Below are 17,813 nucleotides of genomic sequence, written 5' to 3' on the forward strand. Positions count from 1 at the left end.
GCATCAAGCGGGCGCCGTTTTCCGTCCGCCCCACCGGACACGACCAAGGAGACCGGCCCATGTCCTCTCTCGGCTTCGGCCTGATCGCGGCGTTCTGCTGGGGATTGCATGACATCGCGATCCGCTATCTCAGCCGCACCGTGCCGCTTCTGGGTGCGCTCTTCGTGGTACTGATCGCCGGCGCGGTCTTCCAGGGCGGCGCGCTGGTCCTGCGCGCAGGGGATCTTGCGCTCGGCCCCGAGGCGCTGGTCCTCTCGGCGCTGTCGGGAGCGACCTTCCTCGTCGCGAGCATCGGGCTCTACTTCGCGTTCGAGCGTGGACCGGTGCGGCTCGTCAGCCCGATCATCGGCGCCTATCCCCTGCTGTCGCTCGTCTTCGAGGCGATGCAGGGCCGTCCCGTCGGAAGCGGCCAGATCGTCGCCGTGCTCTGCGTCATCGCCGGCGTGGCGGTGGTGGCGATGCTGTCGGACCGCTCGGACGGCACCGATCCGCCGCGCGGTCCGACGATCCTGCTTGCGCTGATGTCGGGGGCGGGCTTCGCCTCCACCTTCAAGCTCGGCCAGATGGCGGCGGAGATCGACGGAGAGCTGCCGACGACGCTCGCCGCGCGCACCATCGCGGTCACTCTTCTCGCCGCGTTTCTTCTCTGGCGCCGCGCCCCGGTCTGGCCGGGCCGGCGCGCGCTCCTGCCGCTCATGGCGATGGGGGCGCTTGACGGGGTCGCGCTGCTCTCGGTGATCTCGGCGGCGACGCTGGCGCACCCGCAGCTCGCCGCGGTCGCCGCCTCCATGTTCGGCTTGTTCACCATCGTTCTGGCCTGGGGCCTCTTGAGCGAGCGCATGACGGCCGGGCAATGGGCCGGCTGCCTCGTCGCCTTCCTCGGCATCGGCTACCTCGCCCTCTGACGCTCCGAAGGCAGCCAAGAAAAAGGGCCGGAGCGGGCATCCCCGCTCCGGCCCAATTCTTGCCGCCTGCGCGGCGTTACTTCTTCGCGACCTCGCGATAGGCGTGTTTCTCGTGGCGGTTGCCCATCCAGAGCGCGATCACCACGAGCGCGGCGGAAGCGATCAGCCAGATCGCCTCGAACCCGCCGAAGCCGGTATAGAAGGCCCCGGTGAAGCCGTCCCAGGTTCCGTTGGTCACAGGGTTCATGGGTCAGTCCTTTCCTTGCTGAACGTGGCCGTCATTCGGCCGGAGTGGCGGAGGCGTGGATGCCTTCGGGGTAGGCGGAGGCCGGCACCTTGGTCAGGTCGAGGCCGACGATCTCGGCCTCTTCGGGCACCCGCAGCATGCCGGTCACCTTGAGCACCAGCGACACCACGTAACCCGGCACGAAACCCAGGAGCGCCATGACGATGCCGCCGAGGAGCTGACCGAAGAAGCTGATCTCGATCACGTCAGAGGCGCCGAACATGGCCGGATAGCCGGTGCCGACGATGCCCACGGCGATCACACCCCAGAGGCCCAGCGCCCCGTGCACGGTGAAGGCGCCGACCGCGTCGTCGATGCCCATCTTCTCGACCGTCGTGGCGATGAACGGCATCGCGGAGGCGCCGAGAAAGCCGATCACGAAGGCCAGCGGCGGCCACCACAGGTCGATCCCCGCGGCGCAGGAGATGATGCCGCCGAGCGCGCCGGACATCATCCAGAACGGATCGCGCGTGGTCATCCAGGCGCCGATGATGCCGCCCGAGAAGCCCATCAGGATGTTGAAGGTCATCCCCGACATGGTCATCGGCGTGCCGTAGATCGACGCCTCGATGCTGCTCGACCAGGACCAGGCCTCGCCGGGGACGATCACGCAGCCCATCAGGAAGCCCCAGAAACCGGCGATGATCAGCATCAGCCCGATCAGCGTCATCGGCATGGAATGCCCCGCCAGGTGGTTGGCGCTGCCGTCGGCGTTGAACTTGCCGATCCGCGGCCCGAGATTGATGAGCACCCCGAGGCAGAAGAACCCGGCGATCATGTGCACGACGCCCGCGGCGCCGAAATCATGGTAGCCGAACTGCGTCACCAGCCAGCCGTCCGCGTGCCAGCCCCAGGCCGCCGCGAGGATCCATACGAAGGCGCCCAGCACCACCGCGAGGATGATGAACCCGATGAGCTGGATGCGCTCGATCACGCCGCCCGACAGGATCGACGCCGTCGTCGCGGCGAACAGCACGAAGGCCCCCCAGAACACGCCCGAAGAGCGGTCATCGAGGTTCGGCCCCATGTACTGGCTGAGCGGGCTCGCCACCTCGTTGGCATAGGCCAGCCCGGAGATGCCCATGGCGCCCTCGGACAGCGACAGCCCGGTCGGAAAGGCCCAGTAGATCCACCAGCCGACATAGTAGAAGAACGGCACGATCATCGCGAAGGCGAGGATGTTCTTGATTCCCGAGGCCAGCGCGTTCTTCGACCGCGACGCGCCCATCTCGTAGGCCAGAAAACCGACATGGATGAGCACCATGAGCGGAATGGTGAGATAGTAAAAGACTTCGGAGAACATCGTGCCGTTCGAGGCCGATTTCGCCTGAAGCTCGGCGACCGTGGCCGCCAATGTTGCTAGATCCTGTTCCACTTGATCTGTCCTCGCTGTTGTCTGGATCTTGTCTCCGGGGCGACGCGGCGGTGCCCGGATTTGGCGGGCGCAATTGCCCCGGAGGCGACAGCCACCCGGACGCGGACGCGTGACCCGGCCCGTCCTGCCTCCATGTGTCCTGCCATGCCTCTTGGCCCCCTGCCCCGAGATACGCCGGACGCGGTCCGGACCGGTTGGCAAAATTGGTCTCCGAGACGCCGGTGCGCGACCGCATCTCCGCCATAATGGTCAAATATTTTTCTTCGGAAGAATAAATTGGTGCCTCGCGGCCCTCGGGATATGCTGATGGCCCCGCGTGCCGGATTTCTGGGCGCTCGCGCCCCTTCGCGCTGACGAATTGGTCCGATCCGAAGCGCCGCACGTGGCGGCGACGAATCGGCTACGCGCCCCGGCCGGCCGCAAATGTTCCCGCGTCCAAGGGAACTGCCGGCCCCGTCCGCACATTGTGAAGGCAGACTGCGATCACAGGAGCGTTAACGTGCATAATATCATCTATCTCGTCGGACTCGTCGTCATCGTCGTGGCCATCGTCGGCTTCGTCCTCTGACGACCGTTCCCTGCCGCTTGTCCGGCCCCCGACCGATTGCTAAGCGGTCGCGACCGCACGTTCGAGGGGCCGGCCATGCGCGCAGCCATCGCCACAGGCGACTACCACAAGATGGGCGAGACCTTCGTCAATCGCCACATCGAACACCTGTTCGGCGGCGACACGGTAATCGTCGTCGGCCGTAGCAACGGCGACGACCCATACGGCAAACCGCTTTTCATGCGCCGGCGTCGTTTCGGCCCCGCCGACCGCGCTCTCCTCCCCTATTTCACACTGCGAAACGCGCTGGTGCACGCCACCTCCCGCGTGCCGTTCGGACAGGGCAAGCACGAATTGCGGGAATTCCTGCGCACCCAGCGCGTCGAGGTGATCCTGGCCGAGTTCGGGACCCAGGCGCTGGCCGTGGCGCCGCTCGGCGCCGAGATGGGCCTGCCGGTATTCTCCTATTTCAGGGGCACCGACGCTTCCAAGCACCTCAGATCGCGTCGCATCCGCCGCGCTTACCGGCTGATGATGCCGCATCTCGCGGGCATCGTGTCGGTCTCGCAATTCCTCCTGGACAATCTCGCCGCGGCCGGGGTCACGCATCCCAATGCTCACGTCATCCCCTCGGGCGTCGACGTGCGGCGCTTCCGCCCTGGCGACAAGCGGCCCGGCAGCTGCCTCGCTGTCGGCCGCTTCGTGGAGAAGAAGGCGCCGCTGACCACGCTGCGCAGTTTTGCCGAGGCGACGCGCGACCACCCCGAGGCGCGGCTCGACTTCGTCGGAGACGGCCCGCTCCTCGCCCCCGCGCAGCGCCTCGCGGAGGATCTCGGCGTCGCGGAGAAGGTCACGTTCCACGGCGCCCGGCCGCACGAATTCGTCCGCAAACAACTTGAAAGCGCACAATATTTCCTCCAGCACTCGGTAACCGCGAAAGACGGCAACACCGAGGGCCTGCCAACCGCGATCCAGGAGGCGATGGCCGCCGGCTGCATCACCGTGTCCACTCGCCACGCCGGCATCCCTGAAGCGATCGACGAGGGAGAGACCGGTTTTCTCGTCCCCGAGGGCGACGCGCCGGGCTTCACCACTGCGATCGCCCGCGCCTTCGCCATCTCCGATCCCGCCGCCATGGCGGTGCGCGCGCGGAGCGTGGCCGAGACGCGCTTCGACAACGACCGCCTGCTGGCGCGGCTGGAGGACGTGATCCGGAGCACGGTGCGAGCATGAACGCCTGTGGACGAGATCGTGGAAAAACCGGGGGCAGGTCGTGTATATGCCGGCGAAGGACGGCTCAGCGCCTTCGCGCCGCGCATTCCCGTCGGGATCGTGCAATTGTCACGCGCATGGCTTCCTGGCCGATCACCCGCTTCCAGGACCCCCGATGCACCTCTACCGCTTCCTGATCTCGCTCTTCGCCGCGGGCGTCGCGACCCGGCTCGCCCTGCGCCGCGACCGGTCCGCGCTGGCGGCGCGGCTCGGCTTCGGGGATGGCGGCGCGGGCCGTCACGTCTGGCTGCACGCCGCCTCCAACGGGGAGCTGGCCTCTGCCCGCCCGATCCTCGAGGCATGGCGCACCGCGCGTCCCGACCTGCCGCTGGTCATCACCTGCAATTCCGAAAGCGGCGTCGCGCTCGCGCGCGATCTCGGCTTTGCCGCGACGCTGGCACCGCTCGACCTGGCCCATGCCGTACGGCGGTTCTGCGAGCGCTGGCAGGTGATCGGCCATATCGCCATGGAATCAGAGCTCTGGCCGCATCGCTTCACCCAGGTGCCGGGCCCGGTCGTGCTGCTTGGCGCGCGCCTGTCGCCGCGCACGGCGCGCACCTGGGCACGGCTGCCGCGCCTCGCCCGCAAGGTGCTGGGGCGGGTCGCGTTCGCCTCGGCGCAGGACTCCGGCTCGCGCGATCGCCTCGCCGCGCTCGGTGTGCCGCGAGACGCGCTCGGCCCGGTGGTGGATCTCAAGTCCTTCTATACGCCTCCTGAGGTCGCGCCGACGCCCGGTCTCGACCGGGACGACACATGGCTCGCTGCCTCGACCCATCCCGGCGACGAGGCGCTGGTGCTCGAGGCCCATGAAGCGGCGCGGAAGCGCCGCCCCGACCTCACCCTCATCCTCGCGCCGCGCCACCCCCGGCGGGGCGACGAGGTCGCCCGGCTCATCGCGGCGCGCGGGCTCGCCTTCACCCGCCGCTCCGCCGGCGGCGCCCCCCGGCCCGGCGCCGTGCACCTAGCCGATACGCTGGGCGAGATGCCGCTGTGGTACGCCAGCGCCGGCACGGTTTTCATCGGCGGCACGCTGTCGGATCGCGGCGGACACACCCCCTACGAGCCCGCGGCCTTCGGCGCGGCGCTGATCCATGGCCCCGACACCCGCAATTTCCGCGCCGCCTTCGACACGCTCGATGCCGCCGGGGCCGCGTTGCGGATCACCGACGCCGCCACACTCGCCGACACGCTCGTCACGCTCGGCGCGCCCGGCCGCCGCGCCGCGCTGGCCAGCGCGGCGCAGACCGCGCTGCGCCCCGAAACGGGGCCCGAAGCGCTGGTCGGCGCGCTTCTGGCGCATTTCGGAACTGCGACATAAGATACCGCCTGCATTAGCAAAATCTTGAAATGCACGGTCCAGGCTGTAGGCATGATCCGACCAGACCAGGATCCGGCCACAGATGATTCGATACACGCTCAGATGCGCCCGTGGGCACGAGTTCGACAGCTGGTTCGGCTCTGCCGCCGCCTATGACGCCCTTGCCGCCGCCGGCCATCTCGGCTGCGCGGTCTGCGGCTCGGCCGAGGTCGGCAAGAGCGTGATGGCCCCGCGCCTCGGCGGCGACGCGCGGGATGCGGCCGCACCGGATACCGGTCCGCAAGAAGCGCAGCGCCCGCTCTCCGCCGCGCCGACGCCGCGCGAGCGCGCGCTGGCCGATCTGCGCCGGCACATCGAGGCCACATCCGAGGATGTTGGCCGCAACTTCGTGCACGAGGCGCGCGCGATGCATCTCGGCGATGCCCCGGATCGCCCGATCCGCGGCGAGGCCACCTTCGAAGAGGCCCGCGGCCTCGCCGAGGACGGCATCCCTGTCGCCCCGTTGCCCTTCCGTCCGGACCGCAAGAGCAACTGACCGCCGCCCAGGCTTCGTCTGCCCGCAAAAATCCCGGTGAGTCCGCGGGGCGCCGCATCTTGCGCCGCGCCGCCGGCTTGCCTTAAGGAGCCGAAGCGAAAGCCTCGGGAGGCGCGGGATGCCCGTTCTGGTGATGAAATTCGGCGGCACGTCGGTCGCCACGCTCGACCGCATCCGCCGCGCGGCCAAGCGTGTCGGCACCGAGGTCGCGAAGGGCTACGACGTGATCGTCATCGTTTCGGCGATGGCCGGCAAGACCAACGAACTGGTCGGCTGGGTGAACGAGACCTCGCCCTTCTACGACGCCCGCGAATACGACGCGGTGGTCTCGTCGGGCGAAAACGTGACCGCCGGCCTCATGGCGCTGACCCTGCAGGAGATGGAGGTGCCGGCGCGGTCCTGGCAGGGCTGGCAGGTGCCGCTGATGACCACCTCGGCCCACGGCGCCGCGCGGATCGAGGATATCCCGCCCGCCAACATCACCCAGAAATTCGCCGAAGGCATGCGCGTCGCGGTGATCGCCGGCTTCCAGGGGGTCAGCCCCGAGGGCCGGATCACCACGCTCGGCCGCGGCGGATCGGACACCAGCGCCGTCGCCTTCGCCGCCGCCTTCGGCGCGGAGCGCTGCGATATCTACACCGACGTCGACGGCGTCTATACCACCGACCCGCGGGTCTGCGCCAAGGCCCGCAAGCTCGACCGCATCGCCTTCGAGGAGATGCTGGAGCTCGCCTCGCTCGGCGCCAAGGTGCTGCAGACCCGCTCGGTCGAGCTGGCGATGCGCTACAACGTGAAGCTGCGCGTCCTGTCGAGCTTCGAGGAACAGTCCGACGAGGCCGGCACGCTCGTCTGCGGAGAGGATCTGATCATGGAATCGAACGTCGTCTCGGGGGTCGCCTTCTCGCGCGAGGAGGCCAAGGTCACCATCGTCACCGTCGCCGACACGCCCGGCATCGCGGCGTCGATCTTCGGCACGCTCTCGGACGCGGGCGTGAACGTCGACATGATCGTGCAGAACGTGTCGGAAACCGGCTACGGCAGCCATGACGAGCTGGTCACCGACATGACCTTCTCCTGCCCGAACGAGCAACTGGCGCGCGCGGAAAAGGCGCTGGAGGGTGCGCGGGCGGACGGAACGCTCGCCTTCGAGCGACTGGAGACCGAGACCGAGGTCGCCAAGGTGTCGGTGGTGGGCATCGGCATGCGTTCGCAATCGGGCGTCGCGGCGCGGATGTTCCGCACGCTCGCGGCCGAAGGCATCAACATCAAGGTGATCGCCACGTCGGAAATCAAGATCTCCGTGCTCGTGGACCGCAAGTACATGGAACTCGCCGTGCAGGCGCTGCACGACGCGTTCGAGCTGGAGCGCGCCTGACGCGCGGCCGGTGTGGCGTGGGCAGTTTTGTCCATGCTGCAGCCCCCGGGGCCAGGCGAACGCACCGCGCCCGAAGCTCGCCCGCGGGGACGGGGAACATGCCCGGAGCGTCGGCATCCGGTGCCAATCGCCCGTGGCGCTTCGGCTTTCCCTTTCCTCGCCCCGCTCCCCTGCCCTATAGCTGGTCCGCCGGATCACGAGGACGGACCAAATGTCGGACCGCACCGAGAGCGAAAGCCGCAAACTGCTGGGGCGCCTGCGCGACACCATGGCCGAGGAAGCCGCGGGACAGGCGCGCCTCGACAAGATCACCCATCTGACGGCGGATTCGATGGGCACCGAAGTGTGCTCCATCTACCTCTTCCGCGATGAGGACACGCTCGAGCTCTGCGCCACGGAGGGCCTGAAGTCCGAGGCCGTGCACCAGACGCGGATGCGCCTCGGCGAGGGGCTCGTCGGCCGCGTCGCACGGTCGGGCAAGATCGTGAACGCCGCCGACGCGCCCTCGGCCCGCGGCTTCCGCTACATGCCCGAGACCGGGGAGGAAATCTATTCGTCCTTCCTCGGCGTGCCGATCCAGCGGCTGGGCGAGAAGCTGGGCGTTCTGGTGGTGCAGTCCAAGCAGGCGCGCGAGTTCACCGCCGACGAGGTCTACGCGCTCGAGGTCGTGGCGATGGTGCTGGCCGAGATGGCCGAGCTCGGCGCCTTCGTCGGCGAGGGCGCGGCGCTGAAGGCCCGGCACACCCAGCCGGTGCTGATCCGCGGCACCCAGGGCCAGGAAGGCGCGGCGGAGGGCCATGTCTGGCTGCACGAGCCGCGCGTGGTGGTCACCAACCTAGTCGCCGACGACCCGGAAAAGGAGATGGAGCGCCTGCACAAGGCGGTCGAGAGCCTGCGCGTGAGCGTCGACGGCATCCTCGCCAACGCCTCGGACCCCGAACAGGTGCAGGTGCTCGAGGCGTACCGGATGTTCGCCAATTCCAAGGGCTGGCTGAAGCGCATGGAAGAGGACATCGAGCGCGGCCTCTCGGCCGAATCGGCGGTCGAGAAGGAGCAGTCGAACGCCCGCGCGCGCATGTCCCAGGTGACCGACGCCTACCTGCGCGAACGGTTGCAGGATCTCGACGACCTGTCGAACCGGCTCTTGCGGATTCTCACCGGCCAGGGCGCCGAGACCGGCGCCGATCTGCCGGCCAACCCGGTTCTTGTGGCGCGCAATATCGGACCGGGCGAGCTTCTGGAATACGGCAGATCCCTGAAGGGCGTGGTGCTGGAAGAGGGCTCCGTCGGCAGCCATGCGGCGATCGTCGCCCGGGCTCTGGCGATCCCGCTGGTGATCCATGCCGGGCGGATCACGACAGAGGCGTTGAATGGCGATCACATCATGGTGGACGGCGATCAGGGCCTGGTGCACCTGCGACCCGACGACAGCGTGGTAAGCGCCTTCCGCGACAAGATGGCCATGCAGGCCGAGGCGCTGGAACGCTACGCCTCGATCCGCGAGACGCCCTGCGTGTCGGCCTGCGGCGCACGGATCGGCCTGCACATGAACGCCGGGCTGATGGCCGACCTGCCGTCGCTGTCCAATTCCGGCGCGGAGGGCGTCGGCCTCTTCCGCACCGAGCTGCAGTTCCTCGTGCGCAACCAGATGCCGCGGCGGATGGAGCTGGCGGCGCTCTATGCACGCGTGCTCGACGCTGCCGGGGGGCGGCAGGTGATCTTCCGCACGCTCGACATCGGCTCGGACAAGGTGCTGCCCTACATGAAGCCGAACGACGAGCCGAACCCGGCGCTCGGCTGGCGGGCGATCCGCGTGGGGCTCGACAAGCCGGGCGTGCTGCGCATGCAGCTCCAGGCGCTCCTGCGCGCGGCCAACGGCCGGTCGCTGACGGTGATGTTCCCGTTCGTCGCGCAGCTCGACGAGTTCCGCGCCGCCCGGGCGGAGATGGACAAGGCCATCGCGCGGGAGGAAAGGCTCGGCCACGTGCTGCCCGAGAGGATCGAGGTGGGCACGATGCTGGAGACGCCGAGCCTGGCCTATGCGCCGGACGGGTTCTTCCGCGAGGTCGACTTCGTGTCCATCGGCGGCAACGACCTCAAGCAGTTCTTCTTCGCCGCCGACCGCGAGAACGAGCGCGTGCGGCGGCGCTACGACACGCTCAATACCTCCTTCCTGACCTTCATCGAACGCATCGTGCAGCGCTGCGAGGCTGCGGGCACGCCGTTGTCCTTCTGCGGCGAGGATGCGGGCCGCCCGATCGAGGCGCTTTGCCTCGCCGCCATCGGGCTGCGCTCGCTGTCGATGCGCGCGCCATCGATCGGACCGGTCAAGCATCTGCTTTTGCGCTCGAACCTCGACGAGGTGCGCAAGGTGATCCTCGACGCCCGCGACAGCGACGCCCAATCGGTACGTCCGGCGGTGATGGAGTACCTGCGCGGGGCCGGCTGAAGGCGCGGCTTCCGAGGCAGACCGTGACGGCCGTCTTTCATCTTCGGCCGCACCGTCTTCTCCGTGCCGCCGTGCGGTGACGCGCCTTCCACGGAGCCACCGCAGGTGCCGGGCGGTCGGTGCCCCCTTCGACCCGGCCGGGGCCACCTGTCGGAAGGGGGCCCGGCGGACAGATCATCGCCAAGGCCGCAGAAGACTCTCTCGCTCAGCCGTGCGGCACCGCGCGGCGGTAGAGATGCCAGCTGGCGTGCCCCAGAAGCGGCAGCGCCACCGCCAGCCCGACCAGCGCCGGCAGCGCACCCAGAGCCAGCACCGCCGCCACGATCCCGCCCCAGGCGAGGATCACCGCCGGGTTCTTGCGCGTCACCCGCAGCGACGTCACCACCGCGTTCGGCACACCGACATGGCGGTCGAGCAGCAGCGGAAAGGACACCACAGAGGTCGCCAGTACCAGCGCGGCGAAGACCGCGCCCACGGCGATGCCGACCAGGCCCATGGTCCAGCCTGCACCGGTCGTCGCCGCCTCCGTTACGAAGGCACCGAACGAGGCGGGCAGTTCCGGCCCCATCGTCGCCTCGAAGATCAGGCGTGCCGACAGGAGCCAGCCCAGCATCACCGCCGCGAGGTAGAGGCCCAGCACGGCGATCGCACCGAAGGCGGGCGAAAACACCACGTCGAAGGCCGTCGTCCACCGCATCTCGCGTCCCGCCTCGCGCTGGCGGCTCATCTCGTAGAGCCCGAGCGCGGCCAGCGGGCCGACCAACACGAAGCCCGCCAGGAGCGGAAAGACCAGCGGCATGAGGCTGTGCGTCAAGGCCGCGTAGACCAGCACCGCACCGAGAACGGGATAGAGCAGGCACAGCACCATCGCGTCGGCGCGGCTGTGCAGAAGGTCGTCCCAGCCCGCGCGCAAGGCCGCGCGCAGATCCGCCACGGTCAGCGTCGCGATCGCGCCCTCCGCGACCGGGCGCGCGCCGCTGTCGCCGCCGATGGCCTGCGTCGTCTCGGCCAGGTGCGCCGAACCCGCCGCAAGACGGTGTCCGAGCCAGGAAAGGGGATTTCCGATGGTTTTGTCCATGAGGTCCGGCCTCCGGTCCTCCGGGTGGGCGGAACGGCCCGGGGCGCGGTCACCCGGGCGCCACGCCCCGCTCGCGGCACCTTGCCGCAGCCGAAGCGTAACATACGCCAGCCCCGCGCGTCCCGACACGAAGACGAGAGCGGCACAGGCCCTCGACCGGGGCCGGCCCCGCAGGCCGCCGCTCACGAAAACGCCCGGCGCGGTTGTTCACCGCGTCCGGGCGCCCTTCGTCGCGGTCCGGTGCTGCGACCCTTCTGGCCTGCGCCTCCGCCGCTCTCGGCCTGCCGCCCCGTGCTGGAGCGGGTCGGCGGCGTTCAGCCGCCTCGCGCCCCATGTCGCCGGTTCATCGGCGGGACGCCCCTGCGCATGTGCGCCGTGTCCGCCCGACTCGGTCGGGCCCGACCGAAATACGGCTTACATGACGAATTTTAGGTTAACGCTGCGGATCAGATCCGCGTGAGCGCGGCGCGGAACTCCTCGACCACCGCCTCGCGCGGGCGCCCCGTCCGTTCGGCAAGGCGCTTCAGCCCGAAATGCACCGCGGCCATCTCCTGGTAATAGGAGGTGTAGGCGTAATTCGTCGCCGCCCCCGCCGCGGCTCCGAGCACCGGCACCGTCTGCGCCGCCAGCTTCTGGCCCAGCACGGTGCCCAGCCGCGGCGCCACCCGGGCGATAAGCCCGTTCACCGTCGCCCCGGTCAGCGTCACCCGCGCCGAGAGGAACGCCATGTCGACGCCGTCGTCGGCCTCCAGCGGCCCGGCAGAGGCGAAGACCGCCAGGCATTCCTTGGCTGTCTCGGGGTCGGCGGGGTCGTAGCCGTGTTCCCACGCGATGCCCTGGATCGCGCGCAACAGGACCGTCGTGGTCACCGGCAGCTCGGCCAGGGCGGTGGGCAGCCCGCCGGCGCCGCCGGCCGCGCCCATCGCGGTGGTCAGCGCGGTGTTCAGCCAGCCGCGCTGGTCCGGCACGTAGCCGCGCGAATGCTGCGCCGCGTCGAAAGCGGATTCGAGGGCCCGGGCGGTCACGCTCTCCAGCCGGTTCTTGACCCGGTCGGGCAGCCGTTCGAGCAGATTCTCCGCCTGAGCGCCGATCACGTTGAGCACCTGCAACCCCACGCCCCCGGCGCGCCTGTGGCGCCGCGCGAGATCCATGAGCTCGTGCCGGGGATCGCGTGCCACCAGCGCCTGCTCGGGCGGGACGGCCGTGTCGTCGGGGCGGTTCTGAGCATCGGTCATGCCGGCAAGATCAGCACTCCGCCCGCACCTTTCAATACGGGCGCCCTGCCGCGCGCGCTCTGCCGCCACTCCGGCGCCCGGCCCCGCGATCACACCCAGGCTTCTTTGGGCCTCAAATACTCAAAAAAAGTCCGTCCGGCTGCCACCCGCACGCCCGGACCGGCAACGTGGCTCCGCCCGCCCCGGGCCCGGCCGCTCATGTCCAGGCCGTGACCTCGCCCGCGACCCCGTCCCAGGCGCCCTCCGCCAGCGCGAGGCCGAGCACCCGCTCGGGGTTGGTGGGCGGGGGCATCTCCACCCCGTCCAGCCGCACGAACCCGAACCGCCCGTAATAGGGCGCATCGCCCACGAGCAGAACGCGCGCCCAGCCGTCCCGCGCAACATGCAGGCTCTCGCGGATGAGCGCGGCGCCCAGCCCCTCACCCTGTGCCGTAGGGTGCACCGCGATCGGCCCCAGGAGCAGCGCCGGCACAGTGCCGACACGCACCGGCCAGTAGCGCACCGCGCCGCCGAGGAAGCCGCCCGGCTCGTAACGCGCGACGCGGCAGAGCGGGGCCACCGGCGCGACGCCCTCGCGCAGCCGGTAGGACGACAGCGCTTCGCGCCCCGGCGCGAAACACAGGTCGAACAGTGCCTCCACCTCCCAGGCGTCCTCGGGCGTCTCTGGCACGATGCTATACATGGGCGCGGGGGCTCCGGCGAAGGACGGGGGGAGAGGTTGAACTCGGGCGCGCGGGGTGCTTTCTGCAAAGATGGCGCCTAGCACCTCTGCGCGCGCCCTGCAAAGCCCGCCCGCGAGAGGAGTCCGAGATGTTCTACCGTCCCGAAGACGGCCACGGCCTGCCGCACAACCCGTTCAACGCCATCGTCACGCCGCGGCCCATCGGCTGGATCTCGACCCGCGGTGCGGACGGATCCGAGAACCTCGCGCCCTATTCGTTCTTCAACGCCGTCGCCTACGTGCCGCCGCAGGTGATGTTCGCCTCGACCTCGGCCAAGTCCGACCGCGGCGACACCAAGGACAGCGTCGCAAATATCCGCGAAACCGAGGCGTTCTGCGTCAACATCGTCGAATACGAGATGCGCGACGTGATGAACGCCAGCTCCGGCGCCTGGGACAGGGAGACCGACGAGTTCGACGTCTCCGGTGCTCCCCGGGCCCCTTGCGAGGCGATCGCCTGCTCGCGCGTGGCCACCGCGCCCGCGAACCTCGAATGCCGCCTGACGCAGATCGTGAAACTGCCGGGCGAGGCGAACTTCGTGGTGTTCGGAGAGGTCGTGGGCGTGCACCTGCGCGACGATTGCCTCGTCGACGGGATCTTCGACGTGCTGACCTTCAACCCGCTTTCCCGCATGGGCTACCGCGACTACACCGTCGTGCGGGAGAAGTTCTCGCTCAAGCGGCCGGGGGAGTGACGCGGGCGCTGCGGGTCCGGACCGCCGGCCCCGGCGGACAGGGCGGAGCGAGGGGCCAGCCCCTCGCGCTCCCCGGAGTATTTCAAGCCCAAAGAAGCAGGGCCGGCGACGCGGAAGGCGGCGCGAGATCGGGAGCGGCCGTGCGCGCGCCAATCGGGTTTCGCAGGGGCCGCCATCTTCCGGAGCCGCGTCTTGTCGGCAGGGACCGACACCGGCGGCTTTGACAATGGACCTGCGGGCGTGGCATTCACACCGCGCAACCGATGGAGGGAGCCGTGGACCAGCGCCTTTGACCGATACGCCCTGATCCGTTTCGTCGAAGGAGGTCCGTCATGCCGGCCCCGTTTCCCGATGCACGCGAGGTGCATCCCGTCACCCTGCCCGACGGCTCCGTCCACGAGGGCACCGTCTTCCTGAACAACGTGATCGACCATCCGCGGATGGAGATCGGCGATTACACCTACGCCTCGGATTTCGATCCGCCGCCGCCCGGCGGCTGGGCCGCGCGACTCGCGCCGTATCTTTTCGACTTCGCCAAAGAACGGCTGAGGATCGGGCGGTTCTGCCAGATCGCCCACGGCGTGCGCTTCGTGGGCGCGTCGGCCAATCACGCCACGCGGGCGCTGACGAGCTTCCCGTTCCAGGTCTTCGCGCCGGACCGGATGCACGGCTACGCGCCCGACAGCCGCGATACCGTGGTCGGCCACGACGTCTGGCTGGGCTACGGCGCCGTCGTCTGTCCGGGCGCGCGCATCGGCAACGGGGTCTTCGTCGGCGCCGGCGCGGTGGTGCGCGGCGCGGTGCCCGATTACGCGGTGGTCACCGGCAACCCCGCCCGCGTCCGGCGCCTGCGCTTCACGGAGGACGAGATCGCGACGCTGAACCGGATCGCCTGGTGGGACTGGCCCGCAGAGCGCATCGCCGCGGCGCGACCCGCGCTCGAGGCCGGCGATGTCGCCGCGCTCGCGGCGCTGGCCTGACGGCGTCCGGCCGGAGGGAGCGAGGACGCCGGCCACGGCGGAGGAGCGGCGCAGCATTGAGCGACGCTCGCCCGCGCTTCCGCCCCCGGCTTCCCCTTCGCCGTGACATCTGCTCATGTGGCCCCGGAACGACGGCAGCGAAGGCGGCGCACATGACACTCGGCATCATCGGCGGATCGGGCGTATACCGGATCGACGGGCTGGACGGCGCCGCCTGGCAGGAGGTGGCGACCCCCTGGGGCGCGCCCTCCGACGCGATCCTGACCGGCACCCTCGGCGGCGCGCGGATGGCCTTCCTGCCCCGGCATGGGCGCGGCCACGTCCACAGCCCCTCCGAAATCCCCTACCGCGCCAATATCGACGCGCTGAAACGGCTCGGCGTCACCCGGATCGTCTCCGTCTCCGCCTGCGGTTCCTTCCGTGAGGAGATGGCGCCCGGCGACTTCGTTCTCGTCGACCAGTTCATCGACCGCACCCGCCTGCGCCCGCAAAGCTTCTTCGGCACCGGCTGCGTCGCGCATGTCTCGCTGGCCCACCCGACCTGCCCGCATCTTTCGGCCGCCGCCGCGGAGGCCGCCGGCGCCACCGGTGTGCGCGTCCACGTTTCCGGCACCTATCTCGCCATGGAAGGCCCGCAATTTTCCACCCTCGCCGAAAGCCGGATGTACCGAGAGGCCTGGGGCGCCGACGTGGTCGGCATGACGGCGATGCCCGAGGCGCGCCTCGCCCGCGAGGCCGAGATCTGCTACGCTCCCGTCGCCATGGTCACCGACTACGATTGCTGGCACGAGGATTACGGCGCGGTCGACGTGGCCGCCGTGATCGCCACGCTCACCGCCAATGCCGAACATGCGCGCGGGCTCGTCCGCGGCTTGCCCGGGGTTCTGCCGGAGCCGGCGCCCTGCCCGCATAACTGCGACCGCGCGCTCGACCACGCGATCATCACCGCGCCCGATGCGCGCGACCCTTCGGTGCTGTCCCGGCTCGACGCCGTCGCCGCACGCGTCCTCTGACCGCCGAAGCGCTGTCCCGGTTTCATCTGCCCCCAAATATCCCCGCCGGAGGCTCCGACCCGGGCCGTAGCGCGGCGCCTCGGGACCTTGCCGCCACCATCGCCGCCGGACCGAGGCCCCCGGTCGCCGCTGCCGCGTGCGGCCCACAAGAGACGCTTCACAATGGACCTCGCCGGCAAAACGTGGTGACCAATACGCAAAGCAACGCCACGACGCCGCGACATTCGACCCGAGGCAAAATCCCCAAGCGCAGGAGACCCCGCGTGAGTACCTCCGCCGATATCCACCACTACATCCGCACCATCCCCGACTTTCCCAAACCCGGGGTCATGTTCCGGGATGTCACCACGCTCTTTGCCGATCCGCGCGGCTTCCGCATGGCCATCGACCAGCTCCTGCATCCCTATTCCGGCACGCGGTTCGACAAGGTGATCGGGCTCGAGGCGCGTGGCTTCATCCTCGGCGGCGCGGTGGCGCACCAGCTGTCGGCCGGCTTCGTGCCGGTGCGCAAGAAGGGCAAGCTGCCCGCCCGCACCATCGCCCAGAGCTACACGCTCGAATACGGCGAGGAGACCGTGGAGGTCCACGACGACGCGGTCGAGGCCGGGGAGCGCGTGCTCATCGTCGACGACCTCCTGGCCACCGGCGGCACCGCGGAGGCGGGAATCAAGCTGATGGAGAGTCTCGGGGCCGAGATCATCGGCACCGCCTTCATCGTCGATCTGCCCGACCTCGGCGGCCGCGCACGGCTGGAGGCGCTGGGGATCGAGGTGCACGCGCTCTGCGCCTATGCCGGCGACTGACCGCGCGCCGTGCGAGGCTCTGTGTCGGGGCAACCCGATCTGACGGAAAGCCCGCCTCAGGTGCCCCAATGCCCCCGATCCGGCGCCTTTGCGCCGCACGGGTGACGGATTGCTCCGGCACGTCTCGGATGGCACGCCATCCGCACCCGGCCGACCGCGCCAGCCACGGAGACACCATGTTCCGCTTCGCCTCGATCACGCTGACGATGACCGCGCTCCTCGCGGCCGCGCTTCTCCTCGGCGGCGCCTTCGCCTGGGCGGCTCTGGCCTACATCACCGTCTTCGCCTTCGCGATGGACCGCCTCGCCGCGCTCGCCGCCCCCGATGCGCCCGCGGGCCAGGAATTCCCCGCCGGCACCACGCTCTCGGCGGTGCTCGGGCTCGCGCATCTGCCGCTCCTCTTCGGCGGGGCGCTCGCGCTCGCCGGCCCCGGTCTTGCCACTCCGGTAAAGCTCGCGCTTTTCGTCGCCCTCGGGCTCTTCTTCGGGCAGGTCTCCAACGCCAACGCGCACGAACTCATCCACAGGCCCGGCCGCGCGCTGCGCCGGCTCGGCACGACGGTCTACGTCACACTACTCTTCGGGCACCACGCCTCGGCGCATCCGCGCGTGCACCACGTCTGGGCGGCAACGCCGCGCGATCCGAACTCCGCGCGGCTCGGCGAAGGGTTCTGGCGCTTCGCCCTCCGGGCCTGGAGCGGCTCCTTCCGAGAAGGCTACCTCGCCGAGGCGGCGCTCCGCGCACGCTCAGGCCGGCCACACCCCTACCGCGCCTACGGACTCGGCGCGGTCCTCTGCGTCACCGGCGTCACCCTCGCCGGCGGCGTCGCCGCGCTCGGCTGGTATCTCGCGCTCTGCGCCTACGCCCAGCTGCAGCTGCTGCTGTCGGACTACGTCCAGCACTACGGCCTGACACGGCGCGAGACGGCGCCCGGCAAATGGGAACCCGTCGGCCCCCAGCACAGCTGGAACGCGCCCCACGGCTTCACGTCGGGGCTCATGCTCAACGCGCCGCGCCATTCGGACCATCACGCCAACCCAGCGCGCGCCTATCCGGGGCTGCGTCTCGACCGCGCGCGCATGCCGATGCTGCCGCATTCGCTGCCGGTCATGGCCAGCCTCGCGCTGATCCCGCCGCTCTGGCGCCGGCGCATGGACCGCCGTGTCGCGCGCCTCCGCGCGTCCGCCTGACCGCCGATCCGTTAGCCCTTTCTCAACCATGGCGCT

Annotated in this window: 16 protein-coding genes; 11 read left to right on the plus strand and 5 right to left on the minus strand. The window is 69.9% G+C overall.

Annotation, left to right across the window (positions count from 1 at the left end; all coding sequences use genetic code 11):
* Positions 1–59: 59 nt before the first annotated feature.
* Positions 60–905 carry a DMT family transporter gene (locus F3H57_RS08550; protein ID WP_149755482.1) on the plus strand — a complete coding sequence of 282 codons (846 nt, stop codon included), beginning with the start codon at positions 60–62 and terminating at the stop codon, positions 903–905.
* Between the two features lie 76 nt (positions 906–981).
* On the opposite strand, the gene F3H57_RS22160 is transcribed toward F3H57_RS08550, so the two are convergent.
* Positions 982–1,152 carry a hypothetical protein gene (locus F3H57_RS22160; protein WP_188129638.1) on the minus strand — a complete coding sequence of 57 codons (171 nt, stop codon included), beginning with the start codon at positions 1,150–1,152 and terminating at the stop codon, positions 982–984.
* A 31-nt stretch (positions 1,153–1,183) separates the two neighbouring features.
* A complete protein-coding gene (locus F3H57_RS08555; protein ID WP_149755483.1) occupies positions 1,184–2,566 on the minus strand; it encodes an ammonium transporter in 1,383 nt (460 codons plus the stop codon).
* A 643-nt stretch (positions 2,567–3,209) separates the two neighbouring features.
* Here F3H57_RS08555 and F3H57_RS08560 point away from each other — a divergent pair.
* The 5 genes from F3H57_RS08560 to ptsP all read left to right on the plus strand — a co-directional run bounded on the left by F3H57_RS08560 (position 3,210) and on the right by ptsP (position 10,062).
* Positions 3,210–4,346: a glycosyltransferase gene (locus F3H57_RS08560; RefSeq protein ID WP_149755484.1), complete on the plus strand. Its 1,137-nt coding sequence runs from the start codon at positions 3,210–3,212 to the stop codon at positions 4,344–4,346.
* A gap of 154 nt (positions 4,347–4,500) precedes the next feature.
* Complete coding sequence (locus tag F3H57_RS08565; protein WP_149755485.1) at positions 4,501–5,703, plus strand: 3-deoxy-D-manno-octulosonic acid transferase; 1,203 nt, start codon at positions 4,501–4,503, stop codon at positions 5,701–5,703.
* A gap of 82 nt (positions 5,704–5,785) precedes the next feature.
* Positions 5,786–6,238 (plus strand): DUF1178 family protein, encoded by a 453-nt coding sequence (locus tag F3H57_RS08570; protein ID WP_149755486.1) that lies wholly within the window; start codon positions 5,786–5,788, stop codon positions 6,236–6,238.
* Positions 6,239–6,356: 118 nt separating this feature from the next.
* A complete protein-coding gene (locus tag F3H57_RS08575) occupies positions 6,357–7,613 on the plus strand; it encodes an aspartate kinase (protein WP_149755487.1) in 1,257 nt (418 codons plus the stop codon).
* A 211-nt stretch (positions 7,614–7,824) separates the two neighbouring features.
* Positions 7,825–10,062, plus strand: a complete 2,238-nt coding sequence (gene ptsP, locus F3H57_RS08580; protein ID WP_149755488.1) for a phosphoenolpyruvate--protein phosphotransferase — start codon at positions 7,825–7,827, stop codon at positions 10,060–10,062.
* A 205-nt stretch (positions 10,063–10,267) separates the two neighbouring features.
* Here the strand turns inward: ptsP and F3H57_RS08585 are convergent, their stop codons facing one another.
* The 3 genes from F3H57_RS08585 to F3H57_RS08595 form a co-directional block, all read right to left on the minus strand.
* Complete coding sequence (locus F3H57_RS08585) at positions 10,268–11,140, minus strand: DUF2189 domain-containing protein (protein ID WP_149755489.1); 873 nt, start codon at positions 11,138–11,140, stop codon at positions 10,268–10,270.
* Positions 11,141–11,586: 446 nt separating this feature from the next.
* Positions 11,587–12,291, minus strand: a complete 705-nt coding sequence (locus F3H57_RS08590) for an EcsC family protein (RefSeq protein ID WP_223163020.1) — start codon at positions 12,289–12,291, stop codon at positions 11,587–11,589.
* Between the two features lie 280 nt (positions 12,292–12,571).
* Positions 12,572–13,057: a GNAT family N-acetyltransferase gene (locus tag F3H57_RS08595; protein WP_149755491.1), complete on the minus strand. Its 486-nt coding sequence runs from the start codon at positions 13,055–13,057 to the stop codon at positions 12,572–12,574.
* A 128-nt stretch (positions 13,058–13,185) separates the two neighbouring features.
* On the opposite strand from F3H57_RS08595, the gene F3H57_RS08600 reads away from it, so the two are divergent.
* The 5 genes from F3H57_RS08600 to F3H57_RS08620 all read left to right on the plus strand — a co-directional run bounded on the left by F3H57_RS08600 (position 13,186) and on the right by F3H57_RS08620 (position 17,777).
* The gene (locus F3H57_RS08600) at positions 13,186–13,791 is read left to right on the plus strand and encodes a flavin reductase family protein (RefSeq protein WP_149755492.1); all 606 of its coding nucleotides are present in this window, start codon (positions 13,186–13,188) and stop codon (positions 13,789–13,791) included.
* A gap of 332 nt (positions 13,792–14,123) precedes the next feature.
* Positions 14,124–14,771: a CatB-related O-acetyltransferase gene (locus F3H57_RS08605; protein WP_149755493.1), complete on the plus strand. Its 648-nt coding sequence runs from the start codon at positions 14,124–14,126 to the stop codon at positions 14,769–14,771.
* 152 nt (positions 14,772–14,923) lie between these two features.
* Complete coding sequence (locus tag F3H57_RS08610; protein ID WP_149755494.1) at positions 14,924–15,784, plus strand: S-methyl-5'-thioadenosine phosphorylase; 861 nt, start codon at positions 14,924–14,926, stop codon at positions 15,782–15,784.
* Positions 15,785–16,047: 263 nt separating this feature from the next.
* Positions 16,048–16,587 (plus strand): adenine phosphoribosyltransferase, encoded by a 540-nt coding sequence (locus F3H57_RS08615; RefSeq protein ID WP_223163015.1) that lies wholly within the window; start codon positions 16,048–16,050, stop codon positions 16,585–16,587.
* A gap of 176 nt (positions 16,588–16,763) precedes the next feature.
* Entirely contained in the window at positions 16,764–17,777 is a 1,014-nt protein-coding gene (locus F3H57_RS08620) for an alkane 1-monooxygenase (protein WP_149755495.1), read from the plus strand.
* Positions 17,778–17,813 lie beyond the last annotated feature (36 nt).

The organism is Roseivivax sediminis, assembly GCF_900112685.1.
In the GTDB taxonomy this organism is placed as follows: Bacteria; Pseudomonadota; Alphaproteobacteria; order Rhodobacterales; family Rhodobacteraceae; genus Roseivivax; species Roseivivax sediminis.

Excerpts from the sequence above, each read along its gene's own strand:
- F3H57_RS08550 (WP_149755482.1), top strand. The coding sequence starts at position 60 with ATGTCCTCTCTCGGCTTCGGCCTGATCGCGGCGTTCTGCTGGGGATTG.
- F3H57_RS22160 (WP_188129638.1), bottom strand. The coding sequence starts at position 1,152 with ATGAACCCTGTGACCAACGGAACCTGGGACGGCTTCACCGGGGCCTTC.
- F3H57_RS08560 (WP_149755484.1), top strand. The coding sequence starts at position 3,210 with ATGCGCGCAGCCATCGCCACAGGCGACTACCACAAGATGGGCGAGACC.
- F3H57_RS08565 (WP_149755485.1), top strand. The coding sequence starts at position 4,501 with ATGCACCTCTACCGCTTCCTGATCTCGCTCTTCGCCGCGGGCGTCGCG.
- F3H57_RS08570 (WP_149755486.1), top strand. The coding sequence starts at position 5,786 with ATGATTCGATACACGCTCAGATGCGCCCGTGGGCACGAGTTCGACAGC.
- F3H57_RS08575 (WP_149755487.1), top strand. The coding sequence starts at position 6,357 with ATGCCCGTTCTGGTGATGAAATTCGGCGGCACGTCGGTCGCCACGCTC.
- ptsP (WP_149755488.1), top strand. The coding sequence starts at position 7,825 with ATGTCGGACCGCACCGAGAGCGAAAGCCGCAAACTGCTGGGGCGCCTG.
- F3H57_RS08585 (WP_149755489.1), bottom strand. The coding sequence starts at position 11,140 with ATGGACAAAACCATCGGAAATCCCCTTTCCTGGCTCGGACACCGTCTT.
- F3H57_RS08590 (WP_223163020.1), bottom strand. The coding sequence starts at position 12,291 with ATGGATCTCGCGCGGCGCCACAGGCGCGCCGGGGGCGTGGGGTTGCAG.
- F3H57_RS08595 (WP_149755491.1), bottom strand. The coding sequence starts at position 13,057 with ATGTATAGCATCGTGCCAGAGACGCCCGAGGACGCCTGGGAGGTGGAG.
- F3H57_RS08600 (WP_149755492.1), top strand. The coding sequence starts at position 13,186 with ATGTTCTACCGTCCCGAAGACGGCCACGGCCTGCCGCACAACCCGTTC.
- F3H57_RS08605 (WP_149755493.1), top strand. The coding sequence starts at position 14,124 with ATGCCGGCCCCGTTTCCCGATGCACGCGAGGTGCATCCCGTCACCCTG.
- F3H57_RS08610 (WP_149755494.1), top strand. The coding sequence starts at position 14,924 with ATGACACTCGGCATCATCGGCGGATCGGGCGTATACCGGATCGACGGG.
- F3H57_RS08620 (WP_149755495.1), top strand. The coding sequence starts at position 16,764 with ATGTTCCGCTTCGCCTCGATCACGCTGACGATGACCGCGCTCCTCGCG.